At 61.1% G+C, this 13967-nt stretch carries 10 protein-coding genes; 5 read left to right on the top strand and 5 right to left on the bottom strand.

Features of this window, described 5'->3' with window-relative positions:
* The first annotated feature begins 113 nt into the window (after positions 1-113).
* The gene (locus J3T95_RS04185; protein ID WP_220236959.1) at positions 114-1232 is read left to right on the top strand and encodes a zinc-binding dehydrogenase; all 1119 of its coding nucleotides are present in this window, start codon (positions 114-116) and stop codon (positions 1230-1232) included.
* Positions 1233-1363: 131 nt separating this feature from the next.
* Here J3T95_RS04185 and J3T95_RS04180 read toward each other — a convergent pair whose 3' ends face one another.
* Positions 1364-2494 (bottom strand): glycerate kinase, encoded by a 1131-nt coding sequence (locus J3T95_RS04180; protein WP_220236960.1) that lies wholly within the window; start codon positions 2492-2494, stop codon positions 1364-1366.
* A 27-nt stretch (positions 2495-2521) separates the two neighbouring features.
* On the bottom strand, positions 2522-3820 hold the full coding sequence (locus J3T95_RS04175; protein WP_220236961.1) for a GntP family permease: 1299 nt from the start codon (positions 3818-3820) through the stop codon (positions 2522-2524).
* Positions 3821-4019: 199 nt separating this feature from the next.
* Between J3T95_RS04175 and J3T95_RS04170 the strand changes: the two genes are divergently transcribed.
* Entirely contained in the window at positions 4020-5192 is a 1173-nt protein-coding gene (locus J3T95_RS04170) for a sugar diacid recognition domain-containing protein (RefSeq protein WP_220236962.1), read from the top strand.
* A gap of 6 nt (positions 5193-5198) precedes the next feature.
* Here J3T95_RS04170 and J3T95_RS04165 read toward each other — a convergent pair whose 3' ends face one another.
* Positions 5199-5942 (bottom strand): DUF4391 domain-containing protein, encoded by a 744-nt coding sequence (locus J3T95_RS04165; protein WP_220236963.1) that lies wholly within the window; start codon positions 5940-5942, stop codon positions 5199-5201.
* A 255-nt stretch (positions 5943-6197) separates the two neighbouring features.
* Here J3T95_RS04165 and J3T95_RS04160 point away from each other — a divergent pair, with 255 nt between their 5' ends.
* On the top strand, positions 6198-6401 hold the full coding sequence (locus J3T95_RS04160; RefSeq protein WP_220236964.1) for a hypothetical protein: 204 nt from the start codon (positions 6198-6200) through the stop codon (positions 6399-6401).
* A gap of 48 nt (positions 6402-6449) precedes the next feature.
* Here the strand turns inward: J3T95_RS04160 and J3T95_RS04155 are convergent, their stop codons facing one another.
* On the bottom strand, positions 6450-7847 hold the full coding sequence (locus J3T95_RS04155) for a sugar porter family MFS transporter (RefSeq protein WP_267450484.1): 1398 nt from the start codon (positions 7845-7847) through the stop codon (positions 6450-6452).
* A gap of 307 nt (positions 7848-8154) precedes the next feature.
* On the opposite strand from J3T95_RS04155, the gene J3T95_RS04150 reads away from it, so the two are divergent.
* Entirely contained in the window at positions 8155-9111 is a 957-nt protein-coding gene (locus J3T95_RS04150) for a nucleoside hydrolase (RefSeq protein WP_220236966.1), read from the top strand.
* Between the two features lie 51 nt (positions 9112-9162).
* Positions 9163-10551, top strand: coding sequence for an MFS transporter (locus J3T95_RS04145; RefSeq protein ID WP_267450483.1), 1389 nt, complete (start codon positions 9163-9165; stop codon positions 10549-10551).
* Positions 10552-10731: 180 nt separating this feature from the next.
* Here the strand turns inward: J3T95_RS04145 and J3T95_RS04140 are convergent, their stop codons facing one another.
* On the bottom strand, positions 10732-13218 hold the full coding sequence (locus tag J3T95_RS04140; RefSeq protein ID WP_267450482.1) for a beta-L-arabinofuranosidase domain-containing protein: 2487 nt from the start codon (positions 13216-13218) through the stop codon (positions 10732-10734).
* Between the last annotated feature and the right edge of the window lie 749 nt (positions 13219-13967).

Raw genomic sequence — 13967 nt, 5'->3', positions numbered from 1 at the left:
TGGCAGCGGTGCATGCATTGAGGACCGCCGTAGCCGCAGCAGAGTATCCAACGATGTATTTTTGCCCTGCCTGGCATGAAACCGGCGGCGGCATTGTGATTAGGAGATGGTTTATGCCTCAGAAGATCAAAGCGTCGATTGCCTATGGAATCGGCAAGGGGTTTGCCCAGCCCGAAGAGATCATCATTGACGATCCCATCGGCGCGGAGGTCCTGGTGGATGTGCAGGCCTCCGGCCTATGCCATTCGGATCTGCATCTGGTAGAGGATGATGACAAGTTCTTCCCCTTCCCGGCTGTGATCGGCCACGAGATCGCCGGCATCGTCGAGGCCGTGGGCCCCGAAGTGTCCGGCATCAAGGTGGGTGATCATGTGGTGGCCTCCCTGGAGCAGGTCTGCGGCCATTGCGCCAACTGCCTCAAGGGTCAGCCCCAGTCCTGCACTCAGCAGCAGGAGTGCGTGCGCGGCGAAGGCGAGAAGCCCCGTCTGTCCTTCCCTGACGGCCGGCCCATCACCCAGGCCTTCGGCACCGGCGGTTTCGCCGAGAAGGCCCTGATTCACGAGAACCAGCTGGCTGTGGTCAACAACCAGGTCAAGTGGGATGAGGCCGCCTGCATCGGCTGCGCCACCATCACCGGAGCCGGCGCGGCCATCAACACCGCCCATGTGCGTCCCGGCGACACCGTGGCCGTCATCGGCACCGGCGGCATCGGCCTGAACATCATCTCAGGAGCCCGAATCTGCGGGGCCAAGCGGATCATCGCCATCGACCTGCTGGACAACAAGCTGGAATTCGCCCGCAAGTTCGGCGCGACCGATGTCATCAACTCCAAGAACGAGGATCCTGTGGCCAAGGTGCGCGAGCTGACTGACGGCGGCGTGGATCAGGCCTTTGAGGCCATCGGCCTGCCCGTCACCATGAAGCAGGCTTGGGACATGCTGGGCGTGGGCGGCACCGCTTATCCGATCGGCCTGACCAAGCCGGATGCCACGGTCTCCCTGGAGATCAACCCGGCCGACCTGCTGGTCCACCAGCGCGGTTTCAAGGGCGTGTGGATGGGATCCACCAACATCAAGCATGACATCCCCATGTATGCGGACTTTGCTGTGGATGGACGGCTGAACATGCATGACATCGTCAGCCAGGACATCAAGCTGAGCCAGATCAATGAGGCCTACAAGCAGCTGGTCAACGGCGAAGTCATCCGTTCGGTCATCACCGAATTCGACTGATCCCCTTGAAATGAACGGCATGACGGCTGAGGTTGTGCCGGATGGGGATTCTAACTACAGGGGGGGGCTCCAGATGCGCAAGGCATCCGGAGCCCCCCCCCCCTGTAGTTCTTGACTATCCGAGAACCGGCTCAGGACAGGAGCCTGCCGATGTTCTCGGCCACAGCGGCAAGGTTGTCGGCGGCCTTGCCTATGGCCTCCTCAAGGCTGACCGCCCCGGGGCTGATGCTGAAGATGGCATCGATGCCCACCTTGTACAGTTCTTCGGTTCCTGCGCCCACATTCCCCGCCAGGGCGATGACCTTGCAGCCGGGGGAGGACTCCTTGACGGCCTGGGCTGTGCCCATGGGAGTCTTGCCGAACCCAGTCTGAAAGTCAATGCCGCCCTCGCCGGTGAAGCAGAGGTCGGCGCCTCGGGCCAGCTCCTTAAGGTGCGTAGTCTCTACAACGATATTGACACCTGAGCCCATGACGGCCGGAGTGAAGGCCAAAAAGCCTGCGCCCAGGCCTCCGGCGGCGCCCGCGCCCGGCTTGGCCTCCACCTCCCGATGCAGGTCTTTGCGAATGACGGCTGCATAGTGGGCCAGGGCCGCATCCAAGACGGCCACCATGGTCGGGTCTGCGCCCTTTTGCGGTCCGAAGACGGCCGAGGCTCCTTCGGGGCCGGTCAGGGGGTTGGTCACATCCGAGGCCAGACGAATGCGGGTGCGGGTCAGACGGGGATCCAGTCCGGAGATGTCAATCCGGTCCAGCCGGGCCAGTGCTGCTCCTCCTTGGGGCAATTCATCTCCTTCAGCATCCAGCAGCCTGGCGCCCAGGGCCTGGGCCATGCCGGCGCCGCCGTCGTTGGTGGCCGAGCCGCCAAGGCCGACGATGATCTCCTGTGCGCCCTGGTCCAGGGCCTTGCCGATCAGCTCGCCCGTGCCATAGGTGGTGGTCACCAATGGGTTGCAGGTCTGTTGATTGACGAACTGGATGCCGCTGGCTGCAGCCATCTCGATGGCCGCTGTACGGCCATCGCCCAAAATGCCGTAGCTAGCGGTGACGGGCAGGCCCAGAGGCCCGGTGGCCCGGGTCTGGATCATGCGGCCTCCGGTGGCATCGACCAGGGACTGGACCGTGCCCTCGCCGCCATCGGCCATGGGCACAAGGACCATTTCGGCCTTCAGGGGGCTCTTTCGCAATCCGCGTTCTATAGCGTCTGCGGCCTCCTTGGCGGTCAGGCTGCCCTTGAAGGAGTCGGGTGCAATGATGATTTTCATGGTTGTGACCTTTCCTGACTCGCGGATTCAGAAGACCAGATAGACCAGCATGGCCACCAGGGTCATGGCCAGGCCGACCAGGAGCTCAAAAGGGACCACCTTCATCCGCTCGCCCAGGGTCATGTTGATGGACTTGGCGGTGACGTGGAAGTAGTTTCCATGAGGCAGCTGGTCGATGACGGTGGCGCCTGCCTGCATGGTGACGGCAGCGGCAACCCCCGAGGTGCCGAAGGCCAGGATGGACTTGCCGAAGGAGCTGCTGCCCAGGATGACGCCCGTCGAGGTGGATGCGGTGGCGGCTGCCATAAGGATGCCGGCGATGGGGGCCAGCATGGATCCGGGCACGCCCATGGCGTGGATGAGGTTGACGATCTGCTTGGGCAGGTCGGAGCTGGTGATCAGCCCGCCCAAGGCTCCGGCTCCGATCAGGATGAGGACCACATCCACCATGCGCTGCAGGCCAGCGCTGGTGTATTTGAGGATTTGGCCGCCCTGCCCCATGGCCAGCAGCCCCAGAATGGATGCCAGGGGGAGGATGTACATGGCATCCACTTGGAACCGCTCCAGCAGACCGATATGCAGGATAGAGCCCACGGGGTTGAGCAGGAGCAGGATCACTGCGGTGATCGGAGCCACCAGGGAGCATCCCAGAGAGGGCAGATCCTTGTCCTTGTTGGCTGCAGCCGTGTCCTCGCCAAGGTCGTCCATGGTGACGATCCGTCCACGATGCTGCATCATGGTGGCCAGCAGGACGGCCATGGCCAGTCCGCATAACGCCGGCACGAAGCTGCCGATCATGACTGCCGAGGGCTGCACGTGGAATCCCGAGGCCACTGCGATGGTGTTGGGATTGGGAGAGATGATGTTGCCGGCCTTGCCGCCGCCGGAAAGGGCGATCAACAGAGCCAACTTGGATATCCTGAGCCGGCTGCCCACTTCGATGGCGATGGGCGCCACGATCAGGACGGCCACGGGGATGAAGACTCCTACGGCGCAGATGATCATGGTGGCCAGTGCCAGTGAGAGGATGGCCATGCGCTCGCCCAGGCCATTCACGATGGCTCGCGCTATCCGGTCGGCAGCGCCGGACTCCATCATGACCCCTGCCAGCACTCCGGCTGCCAGGACCCGGATAATCGTGCCCATGACGCTCTGGGAGCCGGACACGACGATGTGGACGGTCTGTCCCAGGGAGGCGCCCCCGATCAGGCAGCCTATGATGGCCCCAAGCATGAGTGCATATGTGGTATTGAGCTTTTTGAGAATGAGGATGATGGCCAGGGCCAGGCCCGCCAGAGCGGCCCACCATGACAGGGTAATGTCCATATCAGCTCCTTTGTTCCGCGTCTTGTGCCAGGGACCATGTCCTGCATCATCGTAGATGCCGGACATGCAACGATCTCATGGTTTTACTCATTATCAGTGTGGCTCTGTCATGCTCCTTTTGCCATGGCACCCATACTCGAAAAGCGATGGATGGCCCTGGCAAAAATGGTTCATGTACCATGTTGCCGGGAGGAGAACAATGACTATAGACCCTGCGACGGCGCAGCAGATCGTCGACAAACTCAAGGATGTAATCGAGTACAACATCAATTTCTTCGACACTGGAGGTACCATGGTCGCCAGCACTGATGCCTCGCGCATCGGCAGCTTCCATGGCGCGGCCCGTCAGGCGGTCGTGGACCGTCAAACCGTCGCTGTGGATCGCAGGCATCCTTATCGGGGAGCTCGTGACGGGGTCAATGTTCCGGTAGTGCTCAACGACGTGGTGGTGGCGGTCATCGGCATTACCGGCCCTGTGGACAGGGTGGGTGCCCTGGGCGGGATCATCGAGCGCATGACCGAGCTCATGCTTTGCGTCAACATGGAGCAGATCGCGCGATTCAACCGGCGGATCATGACCAGCAACCTGGTCAACCTGCTCACCATGGAACACAAGGATGACGAATTAATGAACGCTTTGGCCTTGACTCTCGACCTGGACCTGTCCGGCCCCCGGCGGGCTCTGATCGGCCGGGCACCTGGTATCCGTCTGGAAAGGCTCAACCAGGATCGGCTCTACGAAAGGCTTTGCAAGACATGCCTGTCCTTTGACGTTCCCCTCTTTGCCGTCGGCCCCAGGGACTTTCGCATCTATGCTCCGCAGATGGAGGATGCCAAGCTTGATGATTTCGTGGCTGCTCTGCGGCAGGCCCTTGGACGGGCGGTCGGCTCCAGGGTGGTGCTGGGCGCGGGGACGGTCCAAGCGGATCCTGACCAATACTGGCATAGCTACCAGCAGGCCTGCATCGCCGCGCGCTGGGCCGGGTTCACCGGCGATGACCAGCTATATCGTTACGAGCAGATGGATGCAGGGATGCTGATCACCTCGCTGCCCGCTGAACAGTGTCAGGCCTTTGTGGATCAGGTCTTTGCGGGCCTGGCGCCGGATCGCCTCGACCGGTTCGACAAGGTCTTTAGCGCCTACGCCCGGCACAACGGCAGCATTACTCATGCCGCCCAGGAGCTTTTCATCCATAAGAACACCATGCAGAACCGGCTGGATGCCCTGGCGAGAGAGACTGGCTACAACCCGCGCCGCCTGAGTGACTATCCCATCCTGGCTGCAGCCTTCGAGCTCCGAAAATACCTGGCCTATCAGGATATCCCCAACGACAGCGCCGAACCGGTTCAACAGCCTGAGGGGACAGACTAGACCGAACTAGGCCTGGTCAGATTCAGCGTACTGCTCCTCTGCCGCCCTGTCATCGGAGGAAAGCTGCTTCAGCTCGGCACGGACCTTCTGGAGCTTGGCGAAGGCCGCATTACGGTCCTGGGTGTTTCGTGCCCGTCCATGGTCTCCGGCCAGTTTTGCCTCCTGGGCCTTGAGCAGGTTGATGCGCTCGCGGACGGCGAGTCGGCGATCCAGATCCATGCCCTCTGTCTGATCCAGAGCAACCTGTGCGCACAGGCTGTCCCAGACCTGGTCCATATCCTTGCCGACCAGGGTAAGAGTGGTCTGATCAGCAGGGCGAGGGCTGCCCAGGTAGAGCGTATGCCTGGTTTCATGACCTGCTCGGGCAGGGAGGGCCCGGCGGACGGCGGGTGTGCAGATGAGGCCCCGCTCATCATGGTGGATGGCGATGAAGACCATGCCCGAGGAGCGCATGGCGGCGATATGCTCCAGCACATCCTCCGGCACACCTGGTGTCTTCAAACCTACGGCCAAGACCAGCACCTCATGGCAGTGCGCGCCATCCGCTGCAGGAATGGAGTCTGGTCGCAGCAGGGCCAGCATGACGATCCTGTCGACGCTGGTGGAGAAGCGCTGGCGCAGCCTTGAGGAGACAGGAGGTCGTGTGGTGAAAGCACGCAGGGGGAGTTCGCCCTTGGCTGCTGGAATGGCACTGGTGGGCGGCAGGCCCAGGGAGAGCGCGGAGACGCCGTCATAAATTGCGATTGTCATCCTTGGCCTTTCTGTCGCTGTTTATGTCATTCTACCGGCAGAAGCGAGTCCTGGGGTGTGAGTGTCCGCTTGAAGGCAATGTGCAAACTTGGGAAACCGGACGCTAGGAACTCAACCCGAGCTTTTGCACCCTGTCGGCCCAGCGCGGCCGCGTGCCCGGTCCATCCGATCGCTGGCTATTATTGGAGAAGAAAGGTGGGCATCGATGGCGCAAGGCCCCCGGTGTCTGCACCGCCATTTACAGAGGAGTGATTCATGGACGAGAAGACCCTGGTAGAGAAGCTGAGCAACCTGGAGACCATCGACCAGCTGGTGGATCTGGCCAAGCAGATCGGCAAGCCCCTGACCTACAACGACGCGGACCAGCTCTTCGGCAGAATCAACCAGTGCAAGAATGATGTCGCGGAGCTGGACGGCGACACCATCGCCAAGCTGGCCAAGCAGGTCTTCGGCATCTGAGGCATCCGAGCCCATAGGGGGCGGGCCTGAATTCGGTCCGCCCCCTTTTCATGCCCGGTTTCGGGCTTCCTGCTCGATTTGGGCCAGACTCTTTCCCCTGGTTTCGGGCACCATTGCCCATGCGAATGCCAGGGCGCACACATTGATCAGGGCGAAAAGCAGGTAGGTGCCGGTACCGCCAAGCCGGGCCAGCAGCGTGGGGAAAACCAGAGAAAGTCCAAAGTTGGTCAGATTCATGGCTACGTTGGCGTAGCCCATGCCCCTGCTCTTCACTTGCTGGGGGAAGATTTCGGACAGGAGCAGCCAGGTGACCGGCGCCACCAGACCCTGGACGAAGACCACATAGATCATCATCATGCCGATCATGATCCAAGCGGCCGTTCGCGATCCGTTGCCGGGGGCATCGACGAATCGGTAGCAGATTCCTATGGCGGCCAGGAAGACGATGGTGCCTGCGAGTCCTGCAGCCAGAATGACGCGGCGGTCGAACCGGTCAATCAGCCCCAGCCCTCCGATGGTGGCCGCTATGGCGGAGACCAGGATGACGGGCACAGTGGCGACCATGGACAGGGAGGGGTCGAAGCCAAGGGTATCGGTGAAGATGGTCGGCGCGTAGTAGTTGACGATATTCAGCCCTGTCAGCTGGTTGATCATGGCCACGCCGATGCCCACGATCAGCACCCGCCGGAGCCAGGGGGCCTTGAAGCTGGCGGTCGTCGCACTCTTGGGCTGTGAAAGCTCCTGCATGGTCTCCCGGGCCTCTTTTTCGTCGCGTGTAGCCTCAAGGAAGGCCGCCGCCTGGTCCTCCTCTCCTCGGCGGATCAGATGGGCCGGGCTGTCATGAAGGAAGCATGCCAGCAAAGCCAGCAGGGCGGCCGGTGGCACTACTGCCCAGAGCATGGTCCGCCAGCCGGCGCCCATCTGGTTCATGATGGCGTTGACGCTGACCGCCAGCAGCTGCCAGACCACAATCATGACCGAGTTGACCGAAACCACTCGTCCGCGTTCAACCGTGCCGACCATATCGGCCAGGTAGATGGGCACAATGGTCGAGGTCATGCCGATGCCGGCCCCGATGACCAATCTCCCCAGCTCCAGCAGGGGCAGGCTGGGGGCCAAGGCGCTCAGCAGAGCTCCGGGGATGGCCAGCAGGGCACCGGCCAGGATGATGTGTCTGGGGCCGAAGCGGTCGTTGAGCCTGCCTGCCAGGTAGGATCCCAGCGCCGCCCCTATCAACAAAGCGGAGGTGACCATGCCTTGCTCGTCGGCCGTCAGGTGTCCGTCCGGCCCCGAGCCTAGGTTCATGCCGACCAGCGCCCCGGAGATGACGGTCAGGGTGTAGCCGTAGAGACCTCCGGCCAGCACGCCTAGCGAGGCCATCAGCTGCAGGTTGCGTCGGCGTCCTTGGAGCGTGGTTGCGGATGTCTTCGTTTCCCTCGGAGCCATGGGTACCCCTTTCGCCAGCTCAACCGGGCAGAATCAGAGTCATCATAGGCACCTGGGGGAGCGGCCCGTGCGTCTGGCCTGTCATTGTGGACAGTGCAATCATCCGGAAAACCAGATGCCGGACTCGCTGTCTAGGCCCTGGTTGCCGAAGACATGAACATCTGAGGATATTGTCCATGACTTGCTCCTGTCATGAGCGGCGAAACAGCCCGGTCCCACCTATGATAAACTCGTATGCGCGCCAAGAACGTCGTGGGTGCTTACGGCCATGGTTCTATACAGCCATGGCGATGAAAGGAAGCATTGTATGCGCAAGCTGATTCTCGATCTGGACACTGGTGTCGACGACACTCTAGCCATTTCCTACGCCCTGGGCAGCCCCGAAGTTGAGCTGATCGGCATAACGGGCACCTATGGCAACGTTCTGCTGGAGCAGGGCATCCGGAATGATCTGGCCATCACCGACCTGCTGGGACACCCCGAGGTCAAGGTCTATCCGGGTCTGCCCCACGCCTCCAAAGCCGACTCCTTCAAGGTGCTGCCTGTCTCCGTCTTCATTCACGGCGAGAACGGCATCGGCGACGCGGTCATCCCGGACTCGCACCGCAAGGCGGAGACGCAGTCGGCTGTAGACTTTATCATCGATTCAGTCAACACCTATGGCAAGGACCTGGTCTACGTGCCCACAGGCCCCATGACCAACATCGCCGCCGCCCTGGCGAAGGAGCCCGATATAGCCCAGCGCATCGGCTCCATTGTGCTTATGGGCGGTGCTCTGACCGTGCCGGGGAATGTGGATGCCTGGCAGGAGGCCAACATCTCCCAGGATCCGGACGCGGCAGATGCGCTCTTCCGCTCCGGCGCGCCCGTGACCATGGTCGGTCTGGACGTGACCCTGCAGACTCTGCTCACCTACAAGGAGACCGCCCGCTGGCGGCAACTGGGCACTGCGGCAGGCACCTTCCTGGCGGATATGACCGACTTCTATATCAAGGCCTATGAGACCACCTCGCCCCACCTGGGAGGCTGTGGCCTGCACGATCCGCTGGCCGTGGGCGTGGCCGTGGATCCGACCCTGGTCACCACCCTGCCTATGAATATGAAGGTCGAGACCGAAGGGGCCACGCGCGGGCGCACCATCGGGGACGAGCAGCGGCTCAATGATCCGCACAAGACCATGCGTGTGGCCGTCGGCGTAGATGTGCCCCGCTTCCTGAACGAGTTCATGACCCGCATCACCAGTCTGGCCTCCCAGACCGAGTGATGTCCGCCATCCCCGGCAAGTTCACGCAAGAGAAAGAGTATTGAAGACATCATGTCCGAAGAACAATCCACCGAGGATTCGACAGCCGTACGATCATTGATCCTGCTGCTGATCACCTTTGTCCTGGGCACCTTGTGCCTGCAGGGCTTCAACCTGGTATTCCAGCAAGTCGGCAAGGATGCGGGCGCACCTGATCAGGCCTCGCTGATCACGGCCCTGCCCAGCATCGTCCTGGGCATCGTCTGCTTCATCTACGGTTCCTTGGGCGACTTCGTCTCCCTGCGCAAGCTGGTCACCTTTGGCTTGTGCATATTGTTCGTGGGGTCCGTGTACGGGTATGTGGCCAACACGATTATGGCCCCCAACATCTGGAATGTGATTGCGGCCCGGCTGCTGCAGACCGCCGGGGAGCAGGTGGCTGGCTCGGCCTACCTGGTCGTGGCGACCAAATATCTCAAGCCCTCGCTGAAGGTGATCTTCTTTGGCATCTTCACGGCAGGCTACCAGGTGTCTGCAGCCATCGGCATCTTCGCTGCTGGTCTGCTCAGCTCACTGGCCTGGCAGTACCTGTTCCTTATTCCTGCGGTCACGATCTTCTTCCTGCCCGTTCTGCTCAAGAGCCTGCCCACCGGCGGTGGCAATGGCGAGAAGGTGGACTGGCTGGGCTTTGTCATTTTCGGCCTGGCAACGGCCTTGTTGACTCTTTTCTTCTCATATGCCGCCTGGTGGCTGCTGGTGGCCTCCGCGGTCTGCTACCTTATCTTCGGGCTGTATATCAGCCGGGCCCGCAGCCCTTTCATCACCCCGGCCTTCTTCCGCAACAAGCGCTGGTTGATGGGCATCGCCCTGATCCTGATCTTCTACTTCATGAACTACTGCATGTCGCCCATCTTCAACGCCATCGGGCGTGACATCTACCGGGTGCCGACCTCCACGGTCTCCTTGCACGTGGTCTGGGCATTCCTGGTAGCCGCCGTGCTCGGCACCACCTCGGGTGCCATCGTGGACAAAATCGGTCGCAAAACAGCGATCATCATCGCTGCCTGCTTGATGATGCTAGGCTTCGCCGGATCAGCGCTCGTGGTCAATTCCGGCCTTCTGGCCCTGACTCTGACTGCCTGCGTCTACTACGCCGGCGTCGGCCTCATGTATTCGCCTATTGTCTCCACCGTGCTTGACACCCTGCCACAGGAGCAGTCAGGCCGCGGCGTGGGCATGAACGACCTGGTCATGAATGTCACCGGCTCCATCGGCATCGCCATCATCGGCGGCCTGATGGGCAAGACCAGCCTGGAAGGCTTCAGCATCATGGGTGCCACCGGCCTGGCGGCCAACTACAGCAACCTGCTCCTGATCGGCGCTGCCGTAGCATTGCTTGGCCTGATCGTGTACTTGATCTGCAACAAGTTCATCTACGCCAAGCCTGACGACCAGCACTAGGTTCCCGAGAAAAGCATCGACCGCCTGACCGCGATAAGAGGAATCGCCTTTCGCCCGGTCAGGCGGTCGACCCATATATATAGTGGGTATGTGGTGGGCAGTGCGCAACGGGAATTGCCGATGCCACCCTCAGCCTTGCTTTGAAGCCCTGTCAGTTCTGCATGGGGAAGGGCCTGCGATTCAGCCGCGGATCAGGGCCAGGGTCAGCATGTCAGGGGTGGGGCACTCATTGCCAGCCTGAATCCTCACCCTGACAGACCGGTTGGGCAGGGCATTCAAGCCTTGCCCATTCAGGGGGTACCGGTCGAGGACCGTGCCATGCTCGTGGCTCCTGACTGGTTGCCCCAGCTCCAAGCCTTCCGCTCGCAGAGAATAACGAGCTGTGCTGTTCTGGCTGCGCATGGCCACCTCCAGCATCCTTGCTTTCCCAGTGGCATCATGGAGCCGGTAGGAGAAGCAGCCGCCAGTCAGTGCGCGACGGGTGTTCGCTCCTTCGATCAGCTCCTGCCGGTCATTCCGACCCTGATATTCATGGTCGATCTCGGACTGCTGGGATCCGCAGTTCACTTGATCGCAAATCTGACGCTCATGGGCCTGTTCCTGAACATCAATGTTTTTCAAGGTGCGATAAACGCGGTCTTTATCCCAATCCTGTGCCCAAGGCAGATAAACCGAGTACCTGGAGGCCTCTATAGAGGTGAAAGGGACCAGCAACAGGCGCGAGTCGGTCCACTCGGGGTCCCCTTCCGCCTCCCGGGCTGGTGCGTGCGGTCTGGCGACGGCCACCTCGATGGCGCCGTCGTCCTGGGGGTGGGGCAGAAGGAAGTCCTTGGGCTCTCCCAGGAGCAGGGGCAGGTCGCCAAGCGGGCGCAGAGGACCGGCGGCGATATGACCGGCTCGGGAGTCGTCTGCCTTCAGGCCCTCCAGATCAGCGTCATCGCTGCGGGCAGCCATGACCTTGACACCGCGCAGCAGGCTGATCCAGTCCGAACCGTCAGGCAGGGGCTCGGCAGTCACCCGGACCCGGTGGGCCACCTCCAAAGTTGCTTGTCCAGTCCAGGTCAGGCGCAAATGGTCGAAGCATGGGCTGTTGTTTGAAGCGGACCTCGTTGGCTCGACGGTCAGCTGGGCCTGCTGTCCTTGCATGACCCGGTACCTGGCATCCTCAAGCCACCAGGGATGACGTAGGTAAAGGTCCACGGTCTGTTGCTCCTCCGGCGGACCTTCCAGGTCCAGACGGCCCAGGTTGGCTGTTCCGGGGCCGGGAGCATAGGATAGTCCGACGCGCAGTCCGCGGGCGGACCAGTCCAGGACGGCAGGAATGAAGAGGTTGACCACCAGGGACTCGGATTTGCTGCCGGGCTCATTTCCTGGTTGGCGTTCGAAGATCATGCTGTTGTAGCGTGCGTGATTCTCCAGGCCTGTGCCAACGCAGCACCAGAAGGAGCGCTGGGCGCTGGAATAGACCCGGTAATGCCGTGGACGCATAGGGGTGAAATAGACGAAGCCGTGCTCGTGGATGCCTACTGTGGAGACCAGATGATTGACCAGCACCCGCTCGTAGAAATCCAGGTATCGGGCCTGCCCTGTGCACTTATAGAGGCTCAGGGCCAGCTTGGCCATGTTGCAGCTGTTGCAGGTCTCCAGGCCTTCCCGGGAGGTGACCATGGCGGAGAAGTCGTCCGGCGGGTTGAAATGCTCCGAGACGGAGTGGGCACCGATGGAGACCGTGCGCCGGTCCACCACCCCATGCCAGAAGGTGTCTACGGCCCTGCGATAGGTTTTCTCGCCGGTGATCTCAAACAGACGCTCGTAGCCCAGGACCTTGGGGATCTGCGTGTTGGCATGCAGGCCTGTAAGCCGATCCTTGCCGTCGGCCAGTGGTTCGAAGAAGGCCTGGTCGGTCAGGCGGCGGGCCTGGCGCAGATAGCGTTCTCTCCCGGTCAGCTGGTATAGACGGGCAAAGACATCGTTCAATCCTCCGTATTCACAAGACAGCATGGTTTGGAAATCCTGCTCGGCAATGGCGTCCGCCAGATTGCACCACCAGTCAGCCAGCTGCAGAACAATTTCGTGGGCCATGGCGGAGGCATCTGCTGCTTGGCTGTTGTTCTCAGGGATTTGGAAGGCCTGCCAGCAATCCAATAGACCCGCCATGAGCTTGTGGAGGTTGTAGAGGGGAACCCATGCGCCTTGCAGATCGAATGACTGTGCCTGGATATGGCCTTTTCGCAGGCTTCGGAAGAGCTCGGCGCTGTGGGGCATGCCGCCTAGGAAGCCGTCGCCGGAGGCTCGTTGGCATTCACGCAGGACAGTCAACATATAGGTTGCCCTTGCCAGGAAGCGGTGATCGAGCAGAGTCTGCCAGTATGCCGCCAGGCCGGACAGGTAGTGGCCGCCCATATGGCCATCCAGACCCATGGATTCCCAGTTAGGGTAAGGGCTGTCCTGGTGGGGCAGGCCGGCCTCGCGCCGGTATGGGGCCAGCAGACGGTCAGGATCCAGGCTGAGCAGGTAGTCCGCACCGGCCTGCTGGGCATCAGCGTAGGTACTGCCCGGGGCCAGGCAGATCTGGGACGGGGCAAAGGTGAAGCACTCATGCTCCTGCCCATGTTTCCGTCGGAGCTGGTTTGTGGGTGATGCGGATCGTACGTGTGTATCGGTCATGACCCCTCCTTGCGGCAAATATCTAGTGGCCGTGCACGACGACCAGCGAAGCAGGGGCCGACTATGCTGCTGGAGACAATTATAGCGCTTAGCGGGTTGCGGCAGCCATCAGATCCGACGACCAGAGCGGTTGTCTATCTTGCGTGGTTCTTCTTTCATCAATCCATTCAGGTTGAAGCATTGGTCGAGTTAGAGCAGTACACCCGAACCAGGGGATGTGTCTTGTTCGTCGCAGACCGATCTGCACGGATCAATCAGTCTAGAGGCTCCTGACCCGCGTTCGCTTTCTCCGTCATTCTCTGTCCCTGCAGATCGGTACTTGGAAGGCATCGCCCTCCGCGGCTGAATTGATGGGCTGATGGGCCATTCCTGGCCTGTCGCCGGTTTGTGCGTCTTTGGCGAGTGAGGCAAAGATTCGGACGAATGCAATGCATAAAACAGCAAATGCGAGTTGCTTGAATATCGAAAAAAACAGCCAGAGACAGACTCCGCCGTTGGCTTTGCCTGGTTGACCAGAGCCTGGACGCATCTATCGAGGTTGATGCAGACTCAGGGATCGATGCAGATGGGATAAGATGACACTCTTGCTTTAGGTTGTAATTGGTCGATGGCAGTCAGTGACTGCGCCTACTAGGAGTGCCTTTTGTTCGTGTTGGAGCTTTGTGTTTGGGTTTTGTGGTCTGTTTTTGCCGAAAGCGGGTTGCTGATATCTTTTGGCTTTTAGACTTGGCGATTGTGGATGCTTGCCG

The sequence above is a fragment of the Bifidobacterium sp. B4079 genome, assembly GCF_026537385.1.
Lineage (GTDB): Bacteria > Actinomycetota > Actinomycetes > Actinomycetales > Bifidobacteriaceae > Bombiscardovia > Bombiscardovia asteroides_I.
The sequence above is the reverse complement of the archived record's forward strand: the minus strand, read 5'-3'. Positions and strand labels throughout refer to the sequence as shown.

Bases quoted from the DNA above. Each gene is read 5' to 3' on its own strand.
- J3T95_RS04140 (WP_267450482.1), bottom strand. From the start codon at position 13,218: ATGACCGATACACACGTACGATCCGCATCACCCACAAACCAGCTCCGA.
- J3T95_RS04155 (WP_267450484.1), bottom strand. From the start codon at position 7,847: ATGGCTCCGAGGGAAACGAAGACATCCGCAACCACGCTCCAAGGACGC.
- J3T95_RS04180 (WP_220236960.1), bottom strand. From the start codon at position 2,494: ATGAAAATCATCATTGCACCCGACTCCTTCAAGGGCAGCCTGACCGCC.
- J3T95_RS04165 (WP_220236963.1), bottom strand. From the start codon at position 5,942: ATGACAATCGCAATTTATGACGGCGTCTCCGCGCTCTCCCTGGGCCTG.
- J3T95_RS04160 (WP_220236964.1), top strand. From the start codon at position 6,198: ATGGACGAGAAGACCCTGGTAGAGAAGCTGAGCAACCTGGAGACCATC.
- J3T95_RS04175 (WP_220236961.1), bottom strand. From the start codon at position 3,820: ATGGACATTACCCTGTCATGGTGGGCCGCTCTGGCGGGCCTGGCCCTG.
- J3T95_RS04150 (WP_220236966.1), top strand. From the start codon at position 8,155: ATGCGCAAGCTGATTCTCGATCTGGACACTGGTGTCGACGACACTCTA.
- J3T95_RS04170 (WP_220236962.1), top strand. From the start codon at position 4,020: ATGACTATAGACCCTGCGACGGCGCAGCAGATCGTCGACAAACTCAAG.
- J3T95_RS04145 (WP_267450483.1), top strand. From the start codon at position 9,163: ATGTCCGAAGAACAATCCACCGAGGATTCGACAGCCGTACGATCATTG.
- J3T95_RS04185 (WP_220236959.1), top strand. From the start codon at position 114: ATGCCTCAGAAGATCAAAGCGTCGATTGCCTATGGAATCGGCAAGGGG.